The sequence below is a fragment of the Lonepinella sp. MS14436 genome, assembly GCF_042470565.1.
In the GTDB taxonomy this organism is placed as follows: Bacteria; Pseudomonadota; Gammaproteobacteria; order Enterobacterales; family Pasteurellaceae; genus Lonepinella.
In genome coordinates this window covers 584,421-607,438 of record NZ_CP170385.1, presented here as the reverse complement: position 1 = coordinate 607,438, position 23,018 = coordinate 584,421, and the positions used below count along the sequence as shown (strand labels likewise).

17 protein-coding genes, 1 other RNA gene and 1 pseudogene are annotated in these 23,018 nt (G+C 39.9%); 8 read left to right on the top strand and 11 right to left on the bottom strand.

What is annotated here, in order from left to right:
• Genes rlmD through O1Q81_RS02950 form a run of 3 tightly spaced genes read right to left on the bottom strand, consistent with a single transcriptional unit; the run spans window position 1 to window position 5,534 of the window.
• Window positions 1-1,314: a 23S rRNA (uracil(1939)-C(5))-methyltransferase RlmD gene (gene rlmD / locus O1Q81_RS02960; protein ID WP_386698150.1), complete on the bottom strand. Its 1,314-nt coding sequence runs from the start codon at window positions 1,312-1,314 to the stop codon at window positions 1-3.
• 9 nt (window positions 1,315-1,323) lie between these two features.
• The gene (gene recO / locus O1Q81_RS02955; RefSeq protein WP_386695638.1) at window positions 1,324-2,037 is read right to left on the bottom strand and encodes a DNA repair protein RecO; all 714 of its coding nucleotides are present in this window, start codon (window positions 2,035-2,037) and stop codon (window positions 1,324-1,326) included.
• A gap of 41 nt (window positions 2,038-2,078) precedes the next feature.
• Window positions 2,079-5,534 (bottom strand): acyl-[ACP]--phospholipid O-acyltransferase, encoded by a 3,456-nt coding sequence (locus tag O1Q81_RS02950; RefSeq protein ID WP_386698148.1) that lies wholly within the window; start codon window positions 5,532-5,534, stop codon window positions 2,079-2,081.
• Between the two features lie 178 nt (window positions 5,535-5,712).
• Here O1Q81_RS02950 and rsmE point away from each other — a divergent pair, with 178 nt between their 5' ends.
• The 4 genes from rsmE to glyS all read left to right on the top strand — a co-directional run bounded on the left by rsmE (window position 5,713) and on the right by glyS (window position 10,661).
• Window positions 5,713-6,444 carry a 16S rRNA (uracil(1498)-N(3))-methyltransferase gene (gene rsmE, locus O1Q81_RS02945; RefSeq protein ID WP_386698147.1) on the top strand — a complete coding sequence of 244 codons (732 nt, stop codon included), beginning with the start codon at window positions 5,713-5,715 and terminating at the stop codon, window positions 6,442-6,444.
• A 67-nt stretch (window positions 6,445-6,511) separates the two neighbouring features.
• Window positions 6,512-7,420 (top strand): glycine--tRNA ligase subunit alpha, encoded by a 909-nt coding sequence (gene glyQ, locus O1Q81_RS02940; RefSeq protein WP_386698145.1) that lies wholly within the window; start codon window positions 6,512-6,514, stop codon window positions 7,418-7,420.
• 70 nt (window positions 7,421-7,490) lie between these two features.
• The gene (locus O1Q81_RS02935) at window positions 7,491-8,516 is read left to right on the top strand and encodes a YhcG family protein (protein ID WP_386698143.1); all 1,026 of its coding nucleotides are present in this window, start codon (window positions 7,491-7,493) and stop codon (window positions 8,514-8,516) included.
• Window positions 8,517-8,594: 78 nt separating this feature from the next.
• Window positions 8,595-10,661 carry a glycine--tRNA ligase subunit beta gene (gene glyS, locus O1Q81_RS02930; protein WP_386698141.1) on the top strand — a complete coding sequence of 689 codons (2,067 nt, stop codon included), beginning with the start codon at window positions 8,595-8,597 and terminating at the stop codon, window positions 10,659-10,661.
• Window positions 10,662-10,728: 67 nt separating this feature from the next.
• Here the strand turns inward: glyS and pepP are convergent, their stop codons facing one another.
• Both pepP and O1Q81_RS02920 read right to left on the bottom strand, forming a co-directional pair.
• Window positions 10,729-12,066: a Xaa-Pro aminopeptidase gene (gene pepP / locus O1Q81_RS02925; RefSeq protein ID WP_386698140.1), complete on the bottom strand. Its 1,338-nt coding sequence runs from the start codon at window positions 12,064-12,066 to the stop codon at window positions 10,729-10,731.
• Window positions 12,067-12,076: 10 nt separating this feature from the next.
• Window positions 12,077-12,622, bottom strand: coding sequence for a YecA family protein (locus O1Q81_RS02920; protein WP_386698138.1), 546 nt, complete (start codon window positions 12,620-12,622; stop codon window positions 12,077-12,079).
• A 103-nt stretch (window positions 12,623-12,725) separates the two neighbouring features.
• Between O1Q81_RS02920 and O1Q81_RS02915 the strand changes: the two genes are divergently transcribed.
• From O1Q81_RS02915 to O1Q81_RS02905, 3 genes are all read left to right on the top strand, one after another.
• Window positions 12,726-13,049: a cell division protein ZapA gene (locus tag O1Q81_RS02915; RefSeq protein WP_386695623.1), complete on the top strand. Its 324-nt coding sequence runs from the start codon at window positions 12,726-12,728 to the stop codon at window positions 13,047-13,049.
• 76 nt (window positions 13,050-13,125) lie between these two features.
• Window positions 13,126-13,310: non-coding RNA, 6S RNA (gene ssrS / locus O1Q81_RS02910), on the top strand.
• A 24-nt stretch (window positions 13,311-13,334) separates the two neighbouring features.
• On the top strand, window positions 13,335-13,916 hold the full coding sequence (locus O1Q81_RS02905; RefSeq protein WP_386698136.1) for a 5-formyltetrahydrofolate cyclo-ligase: 582 nt from the start codon (window positions 13,335-13,337) through the stop codon (window positions 13,914-13,916).
• Here the strand turns inward: O1Q81_RS02905 and rlmB are convergent.
• The 5 genes and pseudogenes from rlmB to O1Q81_RS02880 all read right to left on the bottom strand — a co-directional run bounded on the left by rlmB (window position 13,913) and on the right by O1Q81_RS02880 (window position 20,059).
• Window positions 13,913-14,650: a 23S rRNA (guanosine(2251)-2'-O)-methyltransferase RlmB gene (gene rlmB / locus O1Q81_RS02900; protein WP_386698135.1), complete on the bottom strand. Its 738-nt coding sequence runs from the start codon at window positions 14,648-14,650 to the stop codon at window positions 13,913-13,915. The two genes, O1Q81_RS02905 and rlmB, sit on opposite strands and share 4 nt — an antisense overlap.
• Window positions 14,651-14,653: 3 nt before the next feature.
• Window positions 14,654-17,071, bottom strand: a pseudogene (gene rnr / locus O1Q81_RS02895) (ribonuclease R).
• A 167-nt stretch (window positions 17,072-17,238) separates the two neighbouring features.
• Window positions 17,239-17,460: a hypothetical protein gene (locus O1Q81_RS02890; protein WP_386698133.1), complete on the bottom strand. Its 222-nt coding sequence runs from the start codon at window positions 17,458-17,460 to the stop codon at window positions 17,239-17,241.
• Between the two features lie 80 nt (window positions 17,461-17,540).
• Complete coding sequence (gene lpxH / locus O1Q81_RS02885; protein WP_386698131.1) at window positions 17,541-18,251, bottom strand: UDP-2,3-diacylglucosamine diphosphatase; 711 nt, start codon at window positions 18,249-18,251, stop codon at window positions 17,541-17,543.
• Between the two features lie 14 nt (window positions 18,252-18,265).
• Window positions 18,266-20,059, bottom strand: a complete 1,794-nt coding sequence (locus tag O1Q81_RS02880; RefSeq protein ID WP_386689216.1) for an ABC transporter ATP-binding protein/permease — start codon at window positions 20,057-20,059, stop codon at window positions 18,266-18,268.
• 163 nt (window positions 20,060-20,222) lie between these two features.
• Here O1Q81_RS02880 and O1Q81_RS02875 point away from each other — a divergent pair, with 163 nt between their 5' ends.
• The gene (locus O1Q81_RS02875; RefSeq protein WP_386695613.1) at window positions 20,223-21,878 is read left to right on the top strand and encodes a putative transporter; all 1,656 of its coding nucleotides are present in this window, start codon (window positions 20,223-20,225) and stop codon (window positions 21,876-21,878) included.
• 70 nt (window positions 21,879-21,948) lie between these two features.
• Here the strand turns inward: O1Q81_RS02875 and O1Q81_RS02870 are convergent, their stop codons facing one another.
• Window positions 21,949-22,995: an extracellular solute-binding protein gene (locus tag O1Q81_RS02870; protein ID WP_386689212.1), complete on the bottom strand. Its 1,047-nt coding sequence runs from the start codon at window positions 22,993-22,995 to the stop codon at window positions 21,949-21,951.
• Window positions 22,996-23,018: the final 23 nt, after the last annotated feature.

The window sequence follows — 23,018 nt, the reverse complement described above, 5'->3', positions numbered from 1 at the left end:
TTATTTTTTCTCAAACAACGAGATACTTTCCAAATGTCCTGTATGAGGGAACATATCGATCATTGCTACTTTGCTTAATTGATAGCCTGAATTTAACAAATTCTCCGCATCACGTACCAAAGTTGCTGGATTACAAGAAATATACAAAATTTTATCCGCTTGCAACTGGCAAATACTTTCCATAGCAAAAGATGCACCACTACGGGGCGGATCGAGCAAAATTTTATTAAATGGTGTTTTCGCCCAATGTTGGTTTAAAAACGGCTGATCCAAATCCCCTTGCTCAAATTCGACATTGCAACAGCTATTTTGTTCCGCATTTTTGCGAGCTTTCTCAACCATTTCTGCGACACCTTCTACACCCACTACTTTTTGTACTAACTGACTTATCGGTAAGGTGAAATTACCCATTCCACAAAATAAATCTAGCACGCAATCAGTTTTATTCAACGCCAACCAATGCAACGCCGTTGCCACCATCTGCTGGTTTAATAAGCGATTAATTTGAATAAAATCCCGAATATCAAACTGGAGCAACAAATCGCCAATTTGATAATAAGGTATCTCGCCACAAAGTTGTTGAATTTGCTGATCATCTTGAACAAACAACATCAATTTTTCCTGTTCCGCAAAATTTAACAGCAAACTGCGGTCTTTTTCACTCAAGTTTTTACTATAACGTAGTAACATGGCTATGCCATTGTCTGCTAAGGTTAATTCAATATGCCCGAGTAATTTGGGTTGAGAAAATTGACGTAATAATGTGAGAAGTTTCGGCAATAAGTTATCCAGTGCTGGTTCAAGTACATCACATTGCTGAATATTCACTATTTGCGATGAACTTTTTTGCCGAAAGCCGATGTCAAGCTGCTTAGTTTTAGGATTTACATTCACGCTCAACCGCACCCGACGACGATATTGCCAGCCGTCACCGACAATCATCGGCATAAACATAATGCCCTGCGGTTGCAATTTTTCTAAACGAGAAAACAACGCCTGTTGTTTAGCCAGCCTTTGCATTTCAAGCGGAATATGTTGACTCTGACAACCACCACAAGCCTGATACACTGCACACTGTGGTGCTTGCCGCTGTGGATTGGTATGTAAAATCTTCTTCGCGACCGCCCGTCCATACTGACGTTTTTCTTCTATAATTTCCGCTTGCACGGTTTCATTTGGCAAAGCATTTTCCACAAACCACGTCTTACCATTTACTTTACCCACGCCCAATCCCTGATAATCCAAAGATTGAATGGTCAATTCAAAGTGCGGTGTTTTTTTCGCTTTTTTTTCTGGAGTGTAAAATAATGCCATTGTGTTAAATTATTTTAAATATAAAATATTTTGGCTAAACAATTCCCGACTTTTCAAAGGATTATTGCCAAGATAGGGTTTCAACGCCATTCGAGTAAATCGTTTCGCCGCTTTCAGTACATCTGCATCGGTAAATTCCAACGCCTGAAATGCTAATAAATCTCGTCCATAAAAGGTTTGGTTATTTTTTATCAAGGACGCAATAAAACCCTTTTCTTCCCGATATTGATAGGTCATCGCTGCATCAATAGGCAAGCCAGACCCAGCACAATGTCCAAAATCTACGCCATAACCTAAAATTTGCAACAGCTGAAATTCAAAGGTTCGCAACGCAGGTTCAACATTCTCGGCTTGAGCCAACATCATTAAACATTGCAAATAATATTGGAATAATAAGGGATTAGGTGTTTCCTGTTCAATCACCCGACAAAGTAGTTCATTCACATAGAAGCCACTAAACAACGCCGTTTGTTGCAACGGCAAGGCAATCGCCGCTGGCTCGGCTTTAGTCAAGGTTTTCAATTCACCCCTACCTGTCCAGCGTAACAACAACGGTGTAAAAGGTTGCAATACACCTTTCCACGCTGACTGTTTCCGTCTTGCCCCTTTCGCTAACACCGTTAACCGTCCCGTTTCTTCAGTAAATAAATCCACTAACAAACTGGTTTCACTATACGCTCGGCGGTGTAAAACAAAGCCACGTTGCCAATTTTCGATGATCAAATCCTCTACTTAAAACATGAGATTATTTTAACAGAATTCTTTTACTGAGTAAGTAACGCTACGGCTAAATTTTTCACCCCTTTAAAATCCACTTTCCCCGTACCTAACATTGGGATCTCGTCCACTAATAAAACTTCGCTCGGCTGCATAATTGGAGGAACTTCAGCGGATTTTATGCGGTTTTTGATTTCATCTAAAGACAAATCGGATTTCACCAATAACACCACCATTTCACCTTTTTTCTCATCGGCAATAGCCGTGGCGGCATATTGGGTTTGTTCATCAAATAAGCTGGCGAGCTGTTGCTCCACCGCACCAAGGCTAATCATTTCACCACCGATTTTAGCAAAACGAGAGTAGCGATCGACAATGGTGATAAAGCCTTGAGCATCAATATGTCCTTTGTCGCCCGTTAGGTAATAACGTACGCCGTCTAGTTCACAAATCACTTCAGCGGTTTTTTCTGGGTCATCTAAATAGCCTTTCATCACCTGTCCACCGCCAATAATAATCAGCCCATCTTCGCCTGTTGGCAGTTCTTGCAAGCTGTTCGGATCGACAATTTTGATAATCGTCCCTGGTAACGGCAAGCCCACCGTGCCAACCTTACTAAAGGTAAATTCATGTAATGTATCAGGATCGAGCATATTCGGCATATTAACCGCAGCAACAGGAGCAGTTTCTGTTGCCCCGTAGCCTTCGAAAATTTCTAAACCAAATTTCATTTTAAAGGCTTCTTTGACATCGGCTTTTAATTTTTCAGCCCCAGCGATAACCATTCGTACATTTTGTAGCATTAACGGGTGAAGTTTTTTACTACGCACATACAAACGGAAGAAAGTAGAGGTACCAAATAAAATACTCACATTATGCTTGGCTGACATTTTACCTACGGCTGCACCGTCCGTTGGATCAGGCACACTGACCATTTTAATGCCTTCACATAATGGCATTAAGGTGGTAACGGTTAAGCCAAAACTATGGAAAATTGGTAAAGAATTTAAGATGACATCGTTTTTCTGGAAGTTAAGCAATTCGCCCACTTGTTTGATATTGGTAAGTAGATTTTTATGACTTAATTCAATACCTTTTGGTGTCCCCTCACTGCCACTGCTAAATAAAATAGTGGCAGTATCATCAAGTTTACTACAAGCAAAATAACGTGCAGTAATCCACCAAAGGGGAGCAAAAAGTGCGGTGAAAAATGCAGATGTTTTTTGTGATTTTGTGGCTGACTTGCTGATATTTTCAGCAAAAATCGTTTTACCCACAAGAATTTCAGTAAAATCAAAACCTTTATCTTGCAATTTGGTCAAGAATTTCTCAGCGGTAATCACCTTTTGAATATGGGCTTTTTCTAAAGCCTTTTGCATGGTTTGTTGGCTGAGTGTGTAATTTAAATTGACGGGGACTTTACCAAGTACAAATAATGCCATATTGACAATGGCTCCAGCTGATGAACTCGGCAAAAGAACACCGATATGTTTTTCATTGCTTAATTCTAATTTTAGTGCTTTAACGAATAACAGTACGGCAGTAATAAATTTTAAATTATTTAATTCCATGCCTTGTGAGTCAGCAATACAATCTTTAAACAAATGTCGTTTCGCAGTTTCAATCCATTGATATTGCAATGGTTTTTGTCTATCAATAAAGCGTTCCCAAGTACTGAATGAAAGTTCTACTACTTTTTGTTTCATCGCTGAGGCATCAATAAAGCCGTGGATTGGCTTGCCAAATGCGACCAATATTTTACGTTTTCCACGCTGTTTGGTCATTTGTTTATAGAAGCTATCTGCTCGAGAGAAACTTGAACCCCAAAGTCCACGTAGATAAAATGGCATAGTCACCACATTTTCAAGATCTTTTAGGATATGTTCAAAGCCTTTTTGGAATTGGTTGATTTGTCCGTTATAACTTAAATGCCCCTCAGGGAATAACGCCACGACTTCGCCATTTTGTAAACATTCTCGCACCGCTAGAATAGAATCTTTGCTGGCACCCGCACCAATAGGAATCACACGGAAAAACTTAAATAGCCATTTGAGATACCATTTATTGTAAATCGGACGATACATCACGAAACGAATCGCCCGAGGACTTGCAGCTTGTAAAATCATCCAGTCAATCCAACTGATATGATTACCTAATAACAATACTCCCCCACTTTGTGGCAGATTTTTTAGCCCGTCAACATGAAAACGATAACTGGTTTTCACAATCGGAATCATCAATAATCGAGCAAATAAATGAGGTAATTGCAGGATAGCAAAAAAGCTCCCCAATAGGCAGACGGCAGCGGTAAATAAAAATAATCCTGTGGTTGAAACACTTAATTTCACTAGCAAAATACTGAGTAGCAAAAAGCCCACCATAAAAATATTTTGCACAAAATTATTACCTGCCATAATGCGTCCACTGGTAGCCTGCGGAGCGAAATATTGGATAGTCGCATTTAATGGCACAATAAATAAACCACCAGCGACCCCAAAACCAAATGAACAAAGCATTAATAGGCTATTGTTGGTTGCCACTGTTAAGCCAAATAACGCAAAGAATAGTCCTAATGCCCCCACTGGTACAATACCATGTTCAATATGATAATCCGACATTTTCCCTGCAATATAAGAACCTAGCACTAACCCAATCCCACTCACTGCTAAAATCCCTTGAATAATCAAAGCATTATCTGAACCAAAGTTAGCTTTGTAATGGGCAGGAAAGGCTGCTGCAATGACTTGTGAAACACCCCAAAACAGGCTTAATCCGATAATGCTTAACCAAATATTTTTATTGGCTTTGGTGGTTTGAATATTTTCTTTTAAATACCCCAAAGACAGGTATTTTGCCATAGAAAATTTTTCTGCTTTTTCATCGGTATCTTGCGGATAAAACGGAATTTTCCAAGCAAAAACCGCTTCTAAGGCACTTAACACCACTAATGCCACACCCACCGCTGACACACTTTGCAACACTACATTCGGATCGTCAGATACAACATAAAATTGTTCAAAATAAAATGAAAATGCAAAGGAACTAAATAAAATCGCTACAATAGTTAAGGCTTGAATAACCCCATTGGCACTACCTAATTTTTCCGTTCCCACAATGGATTTGATAATGCTGTATTTAGCAGGTGAATAAATTGCACTTTGCATTGCTAACAACAGTGTAAAGCCAAATGCCCAATAAAATTGCCCGATAAAATAACAAACACAAATTAACCCACTAATGGCTACCGCAGCTAGGCTACTATAACGAATCACATTGGTACGGGAAAATTTTTCGTTGATAAAACTGGAGGGGGAAAAAAGAAAGATAAAGGGTAACAAAATCATGGTGTTAATTAATGCGGTTAAAATAGTTTGGGTGTCGCCCTCAAAGGTTTTTAACAGCACATTTTGAATGGTAATTTTATGTGCCAAATCCACACTAGCATTAATAAACATAATGGCTAAATAGGGTAAAAAGCCACGGATTTTAAATAGACTAAACATATTGAACGTTCCTTTTCTTTTTGGAATTTTGAGATAGTTTAAAAGAAATTTGTTGTTTAAGCTAGGGCTTGTTTCATTGCTAAAGTAATATTGAAAAAAACATCATTTTTTTTCACCACACTTTATTTTATTATAACGCTTTATCACAACCACACTTTGTTAATGGATAAGCACAACAATGAGAATACCCAGAATCTACCACCCTGAATCCTTAGAAAATCAATCCCAATGCCAACTCAGCGAAGATGCCGCCAATCACGTTGGGCGAGTATTGCGTATGCAGGTTGGCGAAAAATTAGAGCTGTTTGATGGCTCAAATTATATTTATCCTGCTCAAATTACCGAAAGCAGTAAAAAAACGGTCAGTGTCGAAATTTTAGATCGTCAACTTGATAACCGAGAAAGCCCGTTAAAAATCCATTTAGGACAAGTGATTTCTCGGGGCGAACGAATGGAATTTACTATTCAAAAATCCGTGGAATTGGGCGTGAATGTGATCACGCCACTTTGGTCAGAACGTTGTGGTGTGAAATTAGATGCGGAACGAATGGAGAAAAAAATTCAGCAGTGGCAGAAAATTGCTATTGCGGCTTGTGAACAATGTGGGCGAAATGTGGTGCCTGAAATTCGTCCGATGATGAAGTTGCAAGATTGGTGTGCGGAGCAAGATGGCACGTTAAAGCTCAATTTGCACCCAAGAGCCAATTATTCCATTAAAACTTTGCCGCAAATTCCTGCGGCTGGTGTGCGGTTGTTGATTGGCTCGGAGGGCGGTTTGTCGCCACAAGAAATTCAGCAGACAAAACAACAAGGCTTTACCGACATTTTGCTTGGCAAGCGAGTATTACGCACCGAAACCGCCGCTTTAACGGCAATTACCGCATTACAAGTGTGTTTTGGTGATTTATAACCGTTTTATATTCATCAATTTTCCCGTATAATGCGGTGCAAATTTTCATTATTTTTTGAGATAACTTATGACAACAACATTTAACGTAAAAACATTCCAAGGGATGATTTTAGCCCTGCAAGATTACTGGGCGAAACAAGGGGCAACTATTGTACAACCCTTTGATATGGAAGTGGGGGCTGGAACAAGCCACCCAATGACCGCATTGCGTGCCTTAGGACCTGAGCCAATGGCATTTGCTTATGTGCAACCATCACGCCGCCCAACAGACGGTCGTTACGGCGAAAACCCAAACCGCTTGCAACATTATTATCAATTCCAAGTAGTCATCAAGCCGTCCCCTGATAATATTCAAGAACTCTATTTAGACAGCCTAAAAATGCTCGGTTTTGACCCAACGCAAAATGACATTCGCTTTGTGGAAGATAACTGGGAAAACCCAACTTTAGGGGCGTGGGGCTTAGGCTGGGAAGTGTGGTTGAATGGTATGGAAGTGACCCAATTTACCTATTTCCAACAAGTAGGCGGTTTAGAATGTCGTCCTGTCACAGGCGAAATCACCTACGGTTTAGAGCGTTTGGCGATGTATATTCAAGGTGTGGACTCTGTGTACGATTTAGTTTATTCAGACGGTCCACTCGGCAAAACCACTTACGGCGATGTGTTCCACCAAAATGAAGTGGAGCAATCTACTTATAACTTTGAATACGCCGACACCGATTTCTTATTCCAATGTTTCGATCATTACGAAAAAGAAGCCAAAGCCTTGTTAGACTTAGAAAAACCCTTACCACTACCTGCTTACGAACGCATTTTAAAAGCCGCACACAGCTTTAATATGCTTGATGCACGCAAAGCGATTTCGGTGACAGAACGTCAGCGTTATATTTTGCGTATTCGCACGCTGACTAAAGGCGTGGCAGAAGCCTATTATGCCAGTCGTGAAGCCTTAGGGTTTCCAGGGTGTAAGAAGTAAGAGAGATTCGGAACGCAGTGAGTCCCGAATTGTGCAATCACTGATTGCACAGTCTAAATAGAGAAACAAAATGTCGAATTTGCCACAAACCAACAATACACTATTTAGCCAAATTGCCGAAATCATTCATCAGGCAAGAAACCAAGTTCGCCAAACGGTCAACGTGGCGATGGTGCAATCCTATTGGCATATTGGTCGTCTGATTGTGGAAGATGAGCAACAAGGCGAAAGCCGTGCGGAATATGGTAAATATGTACTGAAAGATCTTTCTGAACGTTTAACAGAAATGTTCGGTAAGGGATTTGATCAGACAAATTTACGTAATATGAGACGTTTTTATCTTGCATTTCCAATTCGAGAGACAGTGTCTCCTGAATTGAGTTGGTCACATTATTGCAAAATTATTCGTGTAGAAAACGAACAAGCACGCCTTTGGTATATGCGTGAAACCATTGCACAAAACTGGTCTGTTCGTGCATTAGATCGCCAAATTTCTGTACTATATTACGAACGTTTACTGGCAAGCCAAAACAAAACGCCAGTGATTACCGAAGCGGAACAGAAAACCGAAGAACTAAAAGAAACTATTGAAGATTATTTGCGTGATCCTTATATTTTGGATTTCTTAAATTTACAAGATGGTAGCTATCAAGAAGATGACGTTGAGCAAGCCATTATTAACAATTTGCAACTGTTTTTGTTGGAGCTTGGCAAAGGTTTTGCTTTTGTGGAACGCCAAAAACGAATTCGTTTTGATGATGAAGATTTTTATATTGATTTGGTGTTTTACAATTTCAAACTCAAATGCTTTTTGTTGATTGATTTAAAAATCGGCAAATTAAAACATCAAGATGTAGGGCAAATGGATACCTATGTTCGCTTGTTTGATCAAGAAATTAAAGGGGCGGATGATAATCCAACTATCGGTTTAGTATTATGCAGTGAAAAAAGCGAAGCGGTGGCGAAGTATTCGGTGTTGGCAGATAGAAAACAATTATTTAGTGCGAAGTATTTGCCGTTTTTGCCAACGGAGAAAGAGTTGGAAGAGAGGATTACCAAGGCAAGATTGTCCACGCAGCGCGTGGATAATGTGTGAGTGATTAATTACATATTTGCAGACACTATCTGCACAAAGTAAAATATACAAAAAATAAATTAAAGAGAAATAAAATAAATGACAACCCAAAACTTCCTAGTAGAAATCGGCACTGAAGAGTTGCCACCGAAAGCATTAAAGACCCTTGCTACAGCCTTTGCGGATAATTTCACCGCCGAGCTTAACCAAGCTGGTTTAACATTTACCCATTTACAATGGTTCGCTGCTCCACGTCGTTTGGCGTTGAAAGTGGCGGATTTGGCGACCGAGCAGCCAAGTAAGCAAATTGAAAAACGAGGGCCTGCGGTAGCAGCGGCGTTTGATGCCAATGGTAATCCGACCAAAGCGGCTGAGGGCTGGGCGAGAGGTTGTGGTATTACCGTGGATCAAGCGGAGCGTGTGGCGACCGATAAAGGCGAATGGTTGGTACATCGTGCAGTGCAACAGGGGCAACCGACTAAAGCCTTGTTAAGCGATCTTGTGGCTAACGCCCTAGCGAAGTTGCCGATTCCAAAACCAATGCGTTGGGCGGATAAGTCCGTGCAGTTTATTCGTCCTGTGCATACGGTAACAATGTTGCTAGGTAGCGAACTCATTGACGGCGAAATCCTTGGCGTGAAAAGCGGTCGCACTATTCGTGGACACCGTTTTTTAGGTGAGCGTGAATTTGACATTCAGCACGCTGATGAATATCCAGAAACTTTGAAAGAGCGTGGTCAAGTGATTGCCGATTTTAACGAGCGTAAAGCGATTATTCTGGCAAAATCACAAGAAAAAGCGACCACACTTGGTGGCGTAGCAGATATTGATGAAGACTTGTTAGACGAAGTGACTTCACTGGTGGAATATCCGAATGTATTAACCGCCAAATTTGAAGAGCGTTTTTTAGCTGTACCAGCGGAAGCCTTGGTTTACACGATGAAAGGCGACCAAAAATATTTCCCAATTTACAGCAAAGACGGCAAATTATTACCGCACTTTATTTTTGTTTCTAACATTAATCCAGCGGATCCAACGGCGATTATTGAAGGTAACGAAAAAGTGGTGCGTCCACGTTTGACGGATGCGGAATTTTTCTTCAAAACTGACTTGAAACAGCGTTTGGAAGACAGACTACCACGCTTAGAAACCGTGTTGTTCCAACAACAGCTTGGCACATTGCGTGATAAAACCGCTCGCATTGAACAATTGGCTGGTGAAATTGCGGCTCAAATTGGGGCGGACGTGACAAAAGCCAAACGTGCGGGCTTGCTGTCAAAATGTGATTTAATGACCAATATGGTGTTTGAATTTACCGACACGCAAGGCGTAATGGGTATGCACTATGCTCGTCATGATGGCGAAGATGAAGACGTGGCGGTGGCGTTAAACGAACAATATATGCCACGTTTTGCTGGGGATAATTTGCCAAATTCCTTAGTGGCGTGTTCGGTGGCGTTGGCGGATAAAATTGATACGCTAACAGGCATTTTCGGCATTGGACAAGCACCAAAAGGCAGTGCCGACCCATTTGCGTTACGCCGTGCGGCTCTTGGTTCATTGCGGATTATTGTAGAAAAAAATCTTCCGCTTGATTTAACTATTTTAGTTGAAAAATCCACCGCACTTTTTGGTGACAAATTGACCAACAAAAATGTGGTGAATGACGTTGTGGACTTTATGCTCGGTCGTTTCCGTGCGTGGTATCAAGATGAAGGCATTGCGGTGGATGAAATTCAAGCCGTGCTGGCTCGCCGTCCAACTCGTCCTGCGGATTTTGATGCCCGAGTGCGTGCGGTCTCGCATTTCCGCACGTTGGATTCAGCGGAAGCCTTAGCAGCGGCGAATAAACGGGTAAGCAATATTCTGGCTAAAGCGGATATTGAAATCGGCTGTATCGATCTTTCTGCCTGCGTTGAACCTGCGGAAAAAGCCTTAGCGGAAAACGTGGTCGCCTTGCAACAAGCAGTACAACCGTTAATTGCCAAAGGCGATTACAGTGCGGTGTTAGATGAATTAGCTAACTTACGCCAGCCAGTGGATAATTTCTTCGACAATGTAATGGTAAATGCGGAAGATCAAAAACTTCGCCAAAATCGTTTAGCGATTTTGAAAGCATTACAAGATTTATTCTTGCAAGTGGCAGATATTTCAGTATTGCAGTAATTTAAAATAGAGCTACAGCGTAGCGAAACTATGCTTAACCCCGTACCAAAGTACGGGGTCTTTTGTACTATCTTTCTGCCATTAACTTCTCAATCTCATCAATCTCTTTTGGCACAGCAGAAGTAAAGATTTTATTCCCTGTTTCGGTAATTAAAATATTATCTTCAATGCGTACGCCAATACCTTTATATTGTTCAGGTACATCCGATTTTGACGAAATATATAAGCCTGGTTCAACCGTTAACACCATGCCAGGTTGTAACGTGCGGTCTCTGATTTTGGAATTTCTATCCACATTGTGTGTGCCGTTGCTATAACTGCCCACATCATGTACATCTAACCCTAACCAATGCCCTAAGCCATGCATATAAAATTCTTTATAAGCCTGATTGGCTATAAGTTCTTCTACATCACCTTTTAAAATACCTAAACGGACCAAACCTTCGGTTTTAATTCTCACCACTTCATCATTGGCTTGTTGAATAGAATTGCCAGCCACTAAGATTTCAAGTGCCCGTTTTTGAGCTTTTAGCACGATCTCATAAATTTCCCGTTGTGCTGGGCTAAATTTGCCGTTGATTGGGAATGTTCTAGTAATATCGCCTGCATACATGGCAAACTCACAGCCTGCATCAATGAGCAATAAATCGCCGTCTTTGAGCGGGTGATCGTTTTCAACGTAGTGCAAAATACAAGCGTTTTCGCCACCACCGATAATACTATTATAAGATGCCCCTCTCGCCCCAAATCGACTAAATTCATGCAATATTTCACCTTCAATTTCATATTCAAAACGATTGGCACGGGCTTCTTTCATGGCACGAATATGGGCGAGTGCAGTTATTTGTCCTGCTTGTTGCATAATGCGAATTTCATTTTCAGATTTGAATAAACGCATTTCATCTAATATTGGTTGTAATGGGGTAAATTCTGTTACGCTTAATTCAGGCAATAAATTTTGCATAAACGTATCGTCAGCGGAGCGACCATCTAATCCTTGTAAAAAATAAACGGTTTTGGCACCAGATAATAAGCTAGGTAGCTGTTGTTTCAATTCACTGATATTAAACGCCCGATCGATTTGTAAGGCTTGCGGTGCTTTTTCAAGACCTAATCGTCTGCCGTCCCAAGTTTCTCGTTCAGGATCAGACGGACGGAGGAAAAGTGCGGTGGAAAATTGCTGATTTTTTTTACTTAACACTAAAACCGCATCAGGCTCATTAAATCCTGTGAGATACCAAAAATAGCTATCTTGACGAAATGGATAAGTACAATGGCTATTACGAAATACTTCTTTTGATGAAAAAATCACCGCACTTGAGTCATCTTCCATTTGTGCTAATAATGTTGCACGGCGTTGAATAAATTCTTCTTTTGGAATGGCGTTCATATAGGCTAAATCCATAATTTTCCTCCTAGTGAATAGTGGGTTTGGCTTTTTCAAATGGACGAAAATACGTATAAAACAAGGCAGCAATCGTCCGAACATATTCAATAATTTCTTCTAATGCTTCTGCTAATTCTTCAGGATCATCTTGCTCATCATACCCTAATTGGCAAATATCGTGCAAATCATCTATGGCTTCTCCGATCTCCCCTTTTTCTTGATCTAATTGGGTTTGTACCAAACCTAAGCCCAATAAAAAGTGATTAGCCCATTCACATAGGGCATCAGCTTGAGCAAAAATATCGGCAGCTTCATCAGGGAGTAATAATTCAAAATTAAAGCCGTCAATATCGCTTAAAGTGCGGTTAATTTTACTATAGATTTCAGTCACTTCTTTTAATAATTCGGTGGGATAGGCATGGTTGTCGTTGGTAAATTGATAAAGCAAGGGTTGCCAACTTTGATCGTCTAATCCACCACAAATTAGCCCGCTGAGAAATCCGTGCAATTCGGCGGCAGAAAGGGCAATACTAGCGGATTTAAGTTTTTGGTTCAGTTGAAAATAATCGATCATATTTTTTTCCTTTAATGAATATCCGTTAATTCTAACAGATTATTCATGACATAAAATCTTTCTCTGTGGCATAATAACGAAAAATTCAACGAATGGTGAAAATATGGCATTAAAAAAGATTGAATTAAATTTTTTGGGGCAAGTTTTTTTATTAAATGTTCCAGAAGAACAGCACGATGATTTACGAGAAGCAGCAAGATTACTTGATGTACGTGTAACCGAAATGAAAGAGCGGATGCAAACTGTACAAGTAGAGCGTGCGATCAATATTGTGGCATTAAATTTAAGTTTTGAGCTATTACAAGAGAAGCAAAAAAATGGTTTAATGGAAAAAGTATTGCAAGATCAAATTCAGCAATTATCTGCTTCCTTAGAAAATATTTTAACTCGTACGACAAATCACCAACCAGCGTACGAAATTCAATAAATAGACTTGAAATAACGCTTTTTGCTTAAATTAACGCTAGTCAAGGCAAGTGATTTGCGTTAGTATAAATAACCAAGATTACCTGAGATGTTCGCCAAAGGGTTACGTCCCTGAGCCGATATTTACATACTTCGAGTTAGTTCTCTATGTTGTTGGTGTGCAGGCTTAGTTTACCTAAGAAGCCTAAAAATGACTATAACTGACTCCCTTGAACCGTCGGGTTCAAGGACCGACCACCCGCAACGGCATCTCGGGGCTTTCTTAAAATTCATTTCATCAATACCTATGCAAAACGTTACACAAGATATTACTCAACTTCGCCACAATATACGTCAACAAATCCGTAAAATTCGACAAAATTTAACCGCACTTGAACAAGCCCAAGCGGAACAAAATATCACGCAACAAGCCCTTGCTTTAATTGAACAACGCCAAGCTAACAAGATTGCTCTCTATCTTGCTTTTGACGGTGAAATTTCTACCCAATTATTGATAGAAAACCTGTGGCGACAAGGCAAAAAAGTTTATTTGCCCGTGCTACACCCGTTTTGTACAGGACATTTATTATTCTTACAACATCGCCCCGATACGGCATTAATTAAAAATAAATTCGGTATTTTTGAACCGCAATTAAACGTACAAAATGTATTGCCAACAGAACAACTTGATATGATTTTCACCCCATTGGTCGCTTTCGACCAACAGGGTAATCGTTTAGGTATGGGTGGTGGATTTTACGACCGTACATTGCAAGATTGGCAACAGAAATCGTTTATTCCTATCGGGTTAGCACATCAATGCCAACAAATAGAAAATTTACCTGTGGAAAGCTGGGATATGCCGTTATTTAGAATTTTGGTGGGTTAACCTAATCTTTGTCTTACAATCTCAAACAAACAAACTCCAGTGGCAACGGAAACATTCAATGATGACACCGACCCAGCCATTGGAATACTAATTAATTGATCGCAACATTCACGGGTCAACCGCCGCATACCCTCCCCCTCGGCTCCCATCACCAACGCAATAGCACCCGTTAATTTACTTTGATAAAGCGTTTCGGTTGCTTCACCCGCCGTACCCACCACCCAAATATTGTGATGTTGTTGTAATTCACGCAAGGTACGAACTAAATTTGTTACCCGAACTAACGGCATCGTTTCCGCCGCACCACAAGCCACTTTACGAGCCACTGAGGTTAATTGAGCCGATTTATCTTTCGGCACGATCACCGCATCAACCCCAGCCGCATCGGCTGTACGCAAACAAGCCCCCAAATTATGCGGATCGGTCACACCGTCTAACACCAATAAAAACGGATTTTGCTTATGTTGCAAAATCTGATCAAGATCGTTTTCATTTAACTCTTTCGCAGCTTGCACGCGAGCAATAATCCCCTGATGCACTTCGCCTTGAGCCTTGTTATATAAACTTTGGCGATTTAAAAATTGGACGCTAATACCCAATTTATGTAATTCGTTTAACAAAGGTTGCAAGCGTTTATCCTCACGCCCTTTTAACACCAAAACTTCAATAACACGTTCTGGCGTACGCTCTAAAAAAGCACTTACGGCGTGAATACCGTAGATTTGTTCTGACATGATTTATTTTTTTCCTTTTTTCTTATCACTTTTAGCTACTGAACTGCGGTGTTTTTTGGTTGTGTTTTTAGCTGTTTTTTTCACCGCACTTTTCCCTTTCTCCATCTTCAAACTGCGGTTATTTTTTACCACTTTTTCGGCTCTTTTTGCTTTGGTTTTAGCGGTTTTACCTACACGGCGTGGTTGGCGTTCGCTTGATACAAGAGAGAAATCCACTTGGCGTTGTTCAAGGCTGACGGCTTCTACTTTGATTCTGACTTTATCCCCTAAACGATATAGCATACCGCTGTTCTCGCCAATTAAGCGTTGTCCTGCATTGTCGTATTGATAGTAGTCATTATCGAGAGTAGAAATATGCACCAAGCCGTCAATAAACAAATCATCAAGGCGAACAAATAAGCCAAAACCAGTGACTGACGAGATAACACCGTCAAATTCATCACCAACGTGGTCTTGCATAAATTCGCATTTCAACCAGTCTGCCACTTCCCTTGTTGCATCATCGGCACGGCGTTCGGTCATGGAACAATGGTCGCCTAATAAATCCATTTCATCTAAATTATAATGGTACCCGCCACTTTCTGTGGTTTTACGTTTTGCCCCTTTTTGTTTGGCTAACAGATATTTTATGCCACGATGTAAGGTTAAATCAGGATAGCGGCGAATAGGTGAGGTAAAGTGAGCATATTCCGTTAAGGCTAAACCAAAATGTCCAATATTATCAGGGTGATACACTGCTTGGCTTAAACTGCGTAACAACATGGTTTGAATAAGCTCTTGATCGGGACGTTGTTTGACTTGGTTTAACAACTAGGCATAATCCGCCGTACTCGGTTTATTGCCCCCTCGCAAAGATAAACCACATTCTGCCAAAAATGTGCGGAAAGCGGTTAATTTTTCTTCACTCGGACCTGCATGAATACGATATAACGCTGGCTCTTGGTGACGTTCCATAAAATTCGCCGCAGAAATATTGGCTAAAATCATACATTCTTCAATGATTTTGTGTGCGTCATTGCGTTCTTCTTTTTCAATCCGTTCGATACGCCCCATTTCATTGAAAATAAACTTGCTTTCAATGGTTTCAAAATCAATAGCGCCACGTAAATGACGAGCTTCTAGCAAGGCTTGATACATGGCGTGCAATTCCTTTAAGTGAGGAACAAGTGATTGATAACGTTGGCTTAATTCCGCATCTCCGTCTAAAATACGAGCGACTTTAGTGTAGGTTAAACGAGCGTATGAATTCATCACGGCTTCATAGAATTGATAGCCTTTTAATTCCCCTTTATTGGAAACTTCCATTTCGCACACCATACAAAGACGATCAACTTGTGGATTAAGTGAACATAAGCCGTTGGAGAGAATTTCAGGTAACATCGGCACCACTCGATTGGGAAAATAGACCGAATTTCCCCGATTGTGAGCTTCTGCATCTAAAGCAGTACGCAAACGCACATAATAACTGACATCGGCAATCGCCACCCATAAACGCCAACCGTTTTTTTCTTTACGACAATGTACCGCATCGTCAAAATCTCGTGCGTCTTCGCCGTCAATCGTGACTAACGGCAAATCACGTAAATTGATACGCCCTTTTTTCGCTTCTTCTGGCACTTCTTCACTGAGTTTTTTCACCGCTTTTTGGACAGCGTCAGGGAAAGTATGCGGAATATCATGATTGCGTAAGGCAATCTCAACTTCCATACCTTTTGCCATATTATCCCCCAGAATTTCACGAATAATCCCGACAGGTTGGCTAAAACTGGCGGTACGTGGTTTAAGTTCAACCACCACCACTTGCCCCATTCTTGCCCCCATGCGAGATTCATTAGGAATTAAAATATCTCGTCCAATACGGCTATCATCAGGCACCACATAACCAATGCCGTCTTCAAGGAAAAAGCGTCCAACAATTTGTTTTTTACGGCTTTCTAACACACGAACAATACGTACTTCTTGCCGTCCTTTGCGGTCAAATCCAGTGGGTTGAGCCAACACAAAATCGCCGTGCATCACCCGTTGCATTTGGTTATTTGGAATAAATAAATCTTTATTGGCTACCGCATTTTTAGCAGGGCTTTCGATTTCTAAAAAGCCGTAGCCATCACGATGCCCAATCACAGTACCCTTGATTAAATCTAACTTTTCAGGCAAGGCATAACATTTACGCTTAGTAAAAACTAACTGACCATCATTTTCCATTGCACGTAAACGGCGGCGAATACCCTCGATTTCGTCTTCATGGCGTAAACCAAAAGTTGCCACCATTTCTTCACGGCTCATTGGGGCATTATGCTCTTGAATAATCTGTAAGATAAATTCACGACTTGGGATAGGGTTTTCATATTTTGCTTGTTCTTGTTGAAAATTTGGATCCATAAGTGCGGTGCTTTTTTTCGCTTTTTTTATTTTTGTCATTATGTATCTCCGCAGGTTAAATGATTAAAATTTATGTAATATATTAGTTTGACACTCTGCTATCATGAATGCAAGGAAAAACCAATACAAATTGATTACAGATAAAATGATGGAGAATTGATGCTAAGAAAATACCCCTTATCGGGGTATTCTAAAGTAAGATAGGGCTATCTCTTAGTTCTTTGTTGTTGTGGCATATTAGCTCTTGGTTGTTGTTGTGGCATATTAGCTCTTTGTTGTTGTGGCATTTGTTGACCGCTTTGTGGACCACCTTGTGGGCGACCATTATTCATACCCAAACCACCTCGTTCACCGTGAGGACCACCGTGGAAATAACAAGCACTTAAAAATAATGTACTTACAATAGCGATTACAGATAATTTTTTCATAAATTGCTCCGATTAAAATAAAACAATGTCATTATCACTGACAACTTATAAGAACCTATTTTTAGGTAAAAGTTCAATAATTAATTGTTAATAAATGCCAGTCCCTGCTTAGTAATTTCTAGCACAGAGGTAGTTTCCCCCCAGTCACCTAATACAATTCGCTCATACTGCGGTGTCATTTGATGAATATGTTGTTTATGGGTATGTCCATGAATTAATCTTGTCACTGCAAATTTTTGCATGATTTGCAAAGTAAATTCAGGATTCACGTCCATAATCTCAACGGGCTTTTGTTGCTTATCCGCTTTGCTTCTGGAGCGAATCTTCTCAGCAATTTTTAACCGCAGTTTTAATGGTAAACATAAAAACAAACGTTGTCGCCATTTTTGATGCACTTTGTAGCGGAACTGTTGGTATTTTTCATCATCAATACAAAGGGTATCACCGTGACAAATCAGGGTTTTAGTGCCATATAAATCAATCACTTGATAATCAGGCAAAATCTGTAATCCGCAACTTTCAGCAAATTGTTGTCCGAGCAAAAAGTCCCGATTACCGCAAATAAAATAGCATGGAATACCTTGTTGCGTAATAGAACGAATTTGGTCTTGCACTAAGTTAATTAAGTCTGAACGTTCATCATCGCCGATCCAAAAATCGAAAAGGTCGCCCAGAATATATAACGCTTCAGCTTGTGGGGCTTGATGCTGCATAAAATCCACAAAAAGTGCGGTTAAATCGGGGCGATTTTCGCTTAAATGTAAATCGGCAATAAACAACGTTTTTTTCATTTAATGTCCTACCATTAACTGCCAACGATTAACTGCCAACAATGATTAACAGGATCAATTTCTAATTGTTGCTGATGATGTACATTCAGGGTTGAACGGTGTCCAACACTGATAATCGTGGTGTTCGGCAAACGTTCATGTAATAAACGATACATGGCATCTTCTAATCCCTCATCCATACTGGCAGAGGCTTCATCTAGGAAAGCAATTTTCGGTTGGGTAATCAATAACCGAGCGAACGCTAACCGCTGCTGTTCACCGAGTGAAAGCACACGAGTCCAGTCATTCTCTTGTTCCAATTTATCACTTAAATGTCCAAGTTGCACCGCTCGCATGGTATCTGCCGCTTGGGCTAAATCCACATTATCAGGGGCAGAATTTGGATAAAATAACGCATCAATTAAACGTCCTTGCGGTAAATAAGGTTTTTGCGGTAAGAACAGGGCATCTTGTTGGGGTAAATAAATATCGCCGTTGGCATGCGACCATAAGCCAGCAATAGTACGTAATAAGGTGGTTTTACCCGCTCCCGATGGACCTTTAATTAATAGTGATGAACCTTGTGGCAGATCGAAAGTTAAATCCGCAATGAGAGTTTCGCCCGTTGGTTTTTTCACCGAAACTTGCTCAAAACGCACCGCACTTTCTAGTGAATGTAATTTTACTTCGGTTGGTTGAGTCGCTTGTTCAATGGCTGAATGGAAGCCTGTTAAACGATCTAACACTGCACGATAACCAGCAAATTCATCATAGGCATTACGGAAGTAAGACAATGCTGATTGTACTCGTCCGAAAGATTGTGCGGTTTGAATTAAATCACCTAATTGAATCTGTTTACTAAAAAATCGACTGGCTTGAATAATAAATGGAAACACCACTGATACTTGAGAAACCATTAAGTTAAAGCCAGAAAGTTTTAGGGTCATATAGACCATTTTCCATACATTGCCGATGACTTTATCAAATTGTTTAAACAGGATATTGCGTTCCATGTTCTCACCACGGAAAAATGCAATACTTTCCGCATATTCTTTAATCCGAATCAATGAGTAACGATAGTTCGCATTTAAGCGTTCATTAGCGAAATTAAGTTGAATTAATGGTCGTCCGATGCGGAAAGCAAAGACACTGGTGACTAACACGTAAATAAACACCAAAAAGACCATGGCGTGGGGTACGGTAATTGAACCAACTGTCATTTCGCCAGATAAATTCCATAGAATTTGGGTAAATGCCACAATAGACACCACTGAAGAAATCACGCCCGTGGCAAAGCTAAGTGAACTTGACACATAGGATTGAATATCTTGTTGAATCCGTTGATCGGGGTTATCCAGTTGATTATAAATATATTGTGTTTTGTAATAGGCTTGTTCGCCAAGCCATTTATCCACCAGTTGTTGGTTTAATTCTATTCGCCATTGAATGGTAAAACGTTGTCCTAAATAATAAAGTAATAGTACGTTACTAATATTAATGGCAGCTAATACGGAGAACACCACCATTTGGATCCAGAACACGCTTTCATTACTATTTTGTAAAGCGTCATACATCGCCTTATACCATTCCGAGAACAAAATATCTAAACGCACCGCAAATAGGTTAAAAAAGACAATGATAATAAAATAAATTAAGGGTTTTACACTCCGTTTAGGCGACAAATATTCCCGTGCCAGTGACCAAAATTGTTGCCCCCAACGGGTAGTTTTGACTAAAAACCATAATACGGCGGTGAATACGATGGCGGTGATAGCAATCGCTTTTAAGATCCAAAATAAAGAAGTAATTAATTCTTGAAGGTAATCCATATTAAAATTAAAGCGTAAATGTTAAAATAATGCGTTATTTTTCAGCAAATAGGTAAATTAAGCAAGGAAAAATGTGATAAACGTCAAATTTTTTCATTTTGCTTATTTTATATATTAAGGCTTACATTATAATTGTCGGCAATTAATTTAATTGGGGGGCGTTATGTCTGATATTGCAATTACTATAAGCCTATTGTCGTTGGTAGCGGTAATCGGTTTATGGATCGGTCATTGGAAAATCAAAGGTGTTGGACTGGGAATCGGTGGAGTGTTATTCGGTGGGATTATTGTTGCACATTTTACTCATCAAAATGGTTTAATGCTTGATCCACACACCTTACATTTTGTACAAGAATTCGGTTTAATTTTGTTTGTTTATACTATCGGTATTCAAGTGGGTCCTGGTTTCTTTGCGTCCTTACGTGAATCGGGAATGAAATTAAATGGTTTGGCAGCGTTAATTGTATTGTTAGGTTCATTAATGGTGATTGCCATTAAATATTTTGCTAATGTACCGTTAGATGTGATTTTAGGGATTTATTCAGGAGCAGTAACCAATACACCATCACTGGGAGCTGGTCAGCAAATTCTAGCAGAACTGGGTATGACTAACATTACCGAAACCATGGGTATTTCTTATGCCATGGCGTATCCATTTGGGATTTGCGGTATTTTGTTGAGTATGTGGTTAGTGCGTTTATTTTTCCGCATTAAAGTAGATGACGAAGCGGCTGCTTTTAATAAGGCTAGCGGTAAGGATAAAGAAGTATTACAAAAAATTGATATCAAAGTGACTAACCCTAATTTACATGGATTATTACTAAAAGAAATTCCGGGGTTTGAAAGCCACGATGTACTCTGTACACGTCTAAAACGTGATGAACATATTGAAGTACCAAAAGGGGATTCTGAAATTCGCTTAGATGACGTATTGCACTTAGTCGGTGATACGCAAGCACTGAATAAAGTGCGGTTAATTATGGGTGAAATCGTTAATATCGAACCCTCTACCATCAAAGGGAATTTGCGTTCTGAACGGGTGGTCATTACCAATGAAAAAGTATTAGGTAAAAGTATTCGGGCTTTAGCATTTCATCAAAAATATGGTGTAGTAATTTCTCGCCTAAACCGTTCAGGTATTGAACTTATCCCAACCGCTCACACAACTTTGCAATTTGGTGACGTGGTACATGTTGTGGGTAATGCGGATGTTATTGATAATGTGATTGCTGAATTAGGTAATATGCAATCTAAATTGCAACACGTACAAATGTTACCTGTATTTATTGGGATCGGTTTAGGGGTGTTACTGGGTTCAATTCCATTCCATATTCCAGGTATCCCTGCTGCTTTAAGACTGGGGTTAGCTGGTGGTCCATTAGTCGTTGCATTAGTTTTATCCAGAATTGGTTCTATTGGTAAACTTTACTGGTTTATGCCACCAAGTGCTAATATGGCATTACGTGAAATCGGTATTGTGTTGTTCTTATCAGTGGTGGGATTAAAATCTGGTGGTAATTTCGTTAGCACCTTAACCGATGGTAATGGTCTGGAATGGATGGGGTATGGTTTCTTGATTACCTTTGTGCCATTAATGCTGGTTGGTGTTATCGCTCGCCTGTATGCCAAACTCAATTATCTTTCCATCTGTGGTTTGTTAGCGGGTTCTATGACCGATCCACCAGCCTTAGCTTTTGCCAATGCGATTAAAGAAGATCACGGAGCAGCGCCATTAGCTTATGCCACGGTTTATCCATTAACCATGTTTTTACGGATAATTTCACCGCAGTTACTGGCTATATTACTGTGGGCAATTTAACGCATTGTAATCACTATAACAAAGGGCGAATTTAAAATTTAAATTCGCCCTTTCAACTATAATCTAGCGTTTAATTATTGGTTTTCAATTTATTCCAATATTTCTCATAAATATCCACAGCATCGCCGACATCACCTTGGAAAACACCTTTTTCTACTTCTTCTGCAGGTGGGAATAATAATGGATTTGCCGCCTCTTCAGGTTTTAACAAGGCTTTCGCTCCTGCGTTTGGCATAGAAAATCCCATACGCTCAATAATGGTTTTCGCATGTTCAGGACGTAGCATAAAATCAATAAATTTATGTGCAGCTTCAATATTTTTTGCCCCTTTCGGAATGGCGTAGTTATCCATCCAGAAAATCGCTCCCTCTTTCGGATAAACAAATTTAATATCTGGATTTTCTTTACCTGCCATATAAGCCGAACCATTCCAAATCATACCTAATTCCACCTCACCTTGAATATAAGGTAATTCTGGCGTATCAGAATTAAACGCCCCAACATTTGGCAGTAATTTCACCAAACGTTCATAAGCCGCTTTAATCTCATCTTCATTGGTAGTATTGGGTGATTTGCCGTCTAACAATAAAGCAATATGAAATACTTCTCTTGCATCTGCAGTTAATAACACTTTACCTTTAAATTCAGGATTCCATAAATCACCCCAGCTAGTTACTTTGGCAGGGTCAATTTGGCTGGTGTTTACCGCAATACCCGTTAAACCATAAACATAAGGTAATGAATATTGATTATCGGGATCAAATTCTTTATTTAATAAATTTTGTGGAATTTGCGACAAATTGGTTAGCTTGCTGTGATCGATTTTTTCCAACATACCCTCTTTTGCCATTTTGCCAATGTAATAGCTTGACGGAAACACTAAATCATAACCCGCCTTATCCATTAACTTCAATTTTGAATACATTTCTTCGTTGCTTTCAAAGGTGGAATAATTCACATTTATTCCCGTTTCTTTGGTAAATTCTGACACTAAATCGGACGGAATATAGTCTGTCCAGTTGTAAATATACAGATCTTCCGCCCAGACTTGACTAGCAAAAAATGTGGTAGCGGAAAGGATTAAGGTTTTGATTGAACGAGAAAAGGATTTTTTCATTTACGTTTAGATTCTCCAAAAGT

Excerpts from the sequence above, each read along its gene's own strand:
- rlmD (WP_386698150.1), bottom strand. The coding sequence starts at position 1,314 with ATGGCATTATTTTACACTCCAGAAAAAAAAGCGAAAAAAACACCGCAC.
- O1Q81_RS02950 (WP_386698148.1), bottom strand. The coding sequence starts at position 5,534 with ATGTTTAGTCTATTTAAAATCCGTGGCTTTTTACCCTATTTAGCCATT.
- rsmE (WP_386698147.1), top strand. The coding sequence starts at position 5,713 with ATGAGAATACCCAGAATCTACCACCCTGAATCCTTAGAAAATCAATCC.
- glyQ (WP_386698145.1), top strand. The coding sequence starts at position 6,512 with ATGACAACAACATTTAACGTAAAAACATTCCAAGGGATGATTTTAGCC.
- O1Q81_RS02935 (WP_386698143.1), top strand. The coding sequence starts at position 7,491 with ATGTCGAATTTGCCACAAACCAACAATACACTATTTAGCCAAATTGCC.
- glyS (WP_386698141.1), top strand. The coding sequence starts at position 8,595 with ATGACAACCCAAAACTTCCTAGTAGAAATCGGCACTGAAGAGTTGCCA.
- pepP (WP_386698140.1), bottom strand. The coding sequence starts at position 12,066 with ATGGATTTAGCCTATATGAACGCCATTCCAAAAGAAGAATTTATTCAA.
- O1Q81_RS02920 (WP_386698138.1), bottom strand. The coding sequence starts at position 12,622 with ATGATCGATTATTTTCAACTGAACCAAAAACTTAAATCCGCTAGTATT.
- O1Q81_RS02915 (WP_386695623.1), top strand. The coding sequence starts at position 12,726 with ATGGCATTAAAAAAGATTGAATTAAATTTTTTGGGGCAAGTTTTTTTA.
- O1Q81_RS02905 (WP_386698136.1), top strand. The coding sequence starts at position 13,335 with ATGCAAAACGTTACACAAGATATTACTCAACTTCGCCACAATATACGT.
- rlmB (WP_386698135.1), bottom strand. The coding sequence starts at position 14,650 with ATGTCAGAACAAATCTACGGTATTCACGCCGTAAGTGCTTTTTTAGAG.
- O1Q81_RS02890 (WP_386698133.1), bottom strand. The coding sequence starts at position 17,460 with ATGAAAAAATTATCTGTAATCGCTATTGTAAGTACATTATTTTTAAGT.
- lpxH (WP_386698131.1), bottom strand. The coding sequence starts at position 18,251 with ATGAAAAAAACGTTGTTTATTGCCGATTTACATTTAAGCGAAAATCGC.
- O1Q81_RS02880 (WP_386689216.1), bottom strand. The coding sequence starts at position 20,059 with ATGGATTACCTTCAAGAATTAATTACTTCTTTATTTTGGATCTTAAAA.
- O1Q81_RS02875 (WP_386695613.1), top strand. The coding sequence starts at position 20,223 with ATGTCTGATATTGCAATTACTATAAGCCTATTGTCGTTGGTAGCGGTA.
- O1Q81_RS02870 (WP_386689212.1), bottom strand. The coding sequence starts at position 22,995 with ATGAAAAAATCCTTTTCTCGTTCAATCAAAACCTTAATCCTTTCCGCT.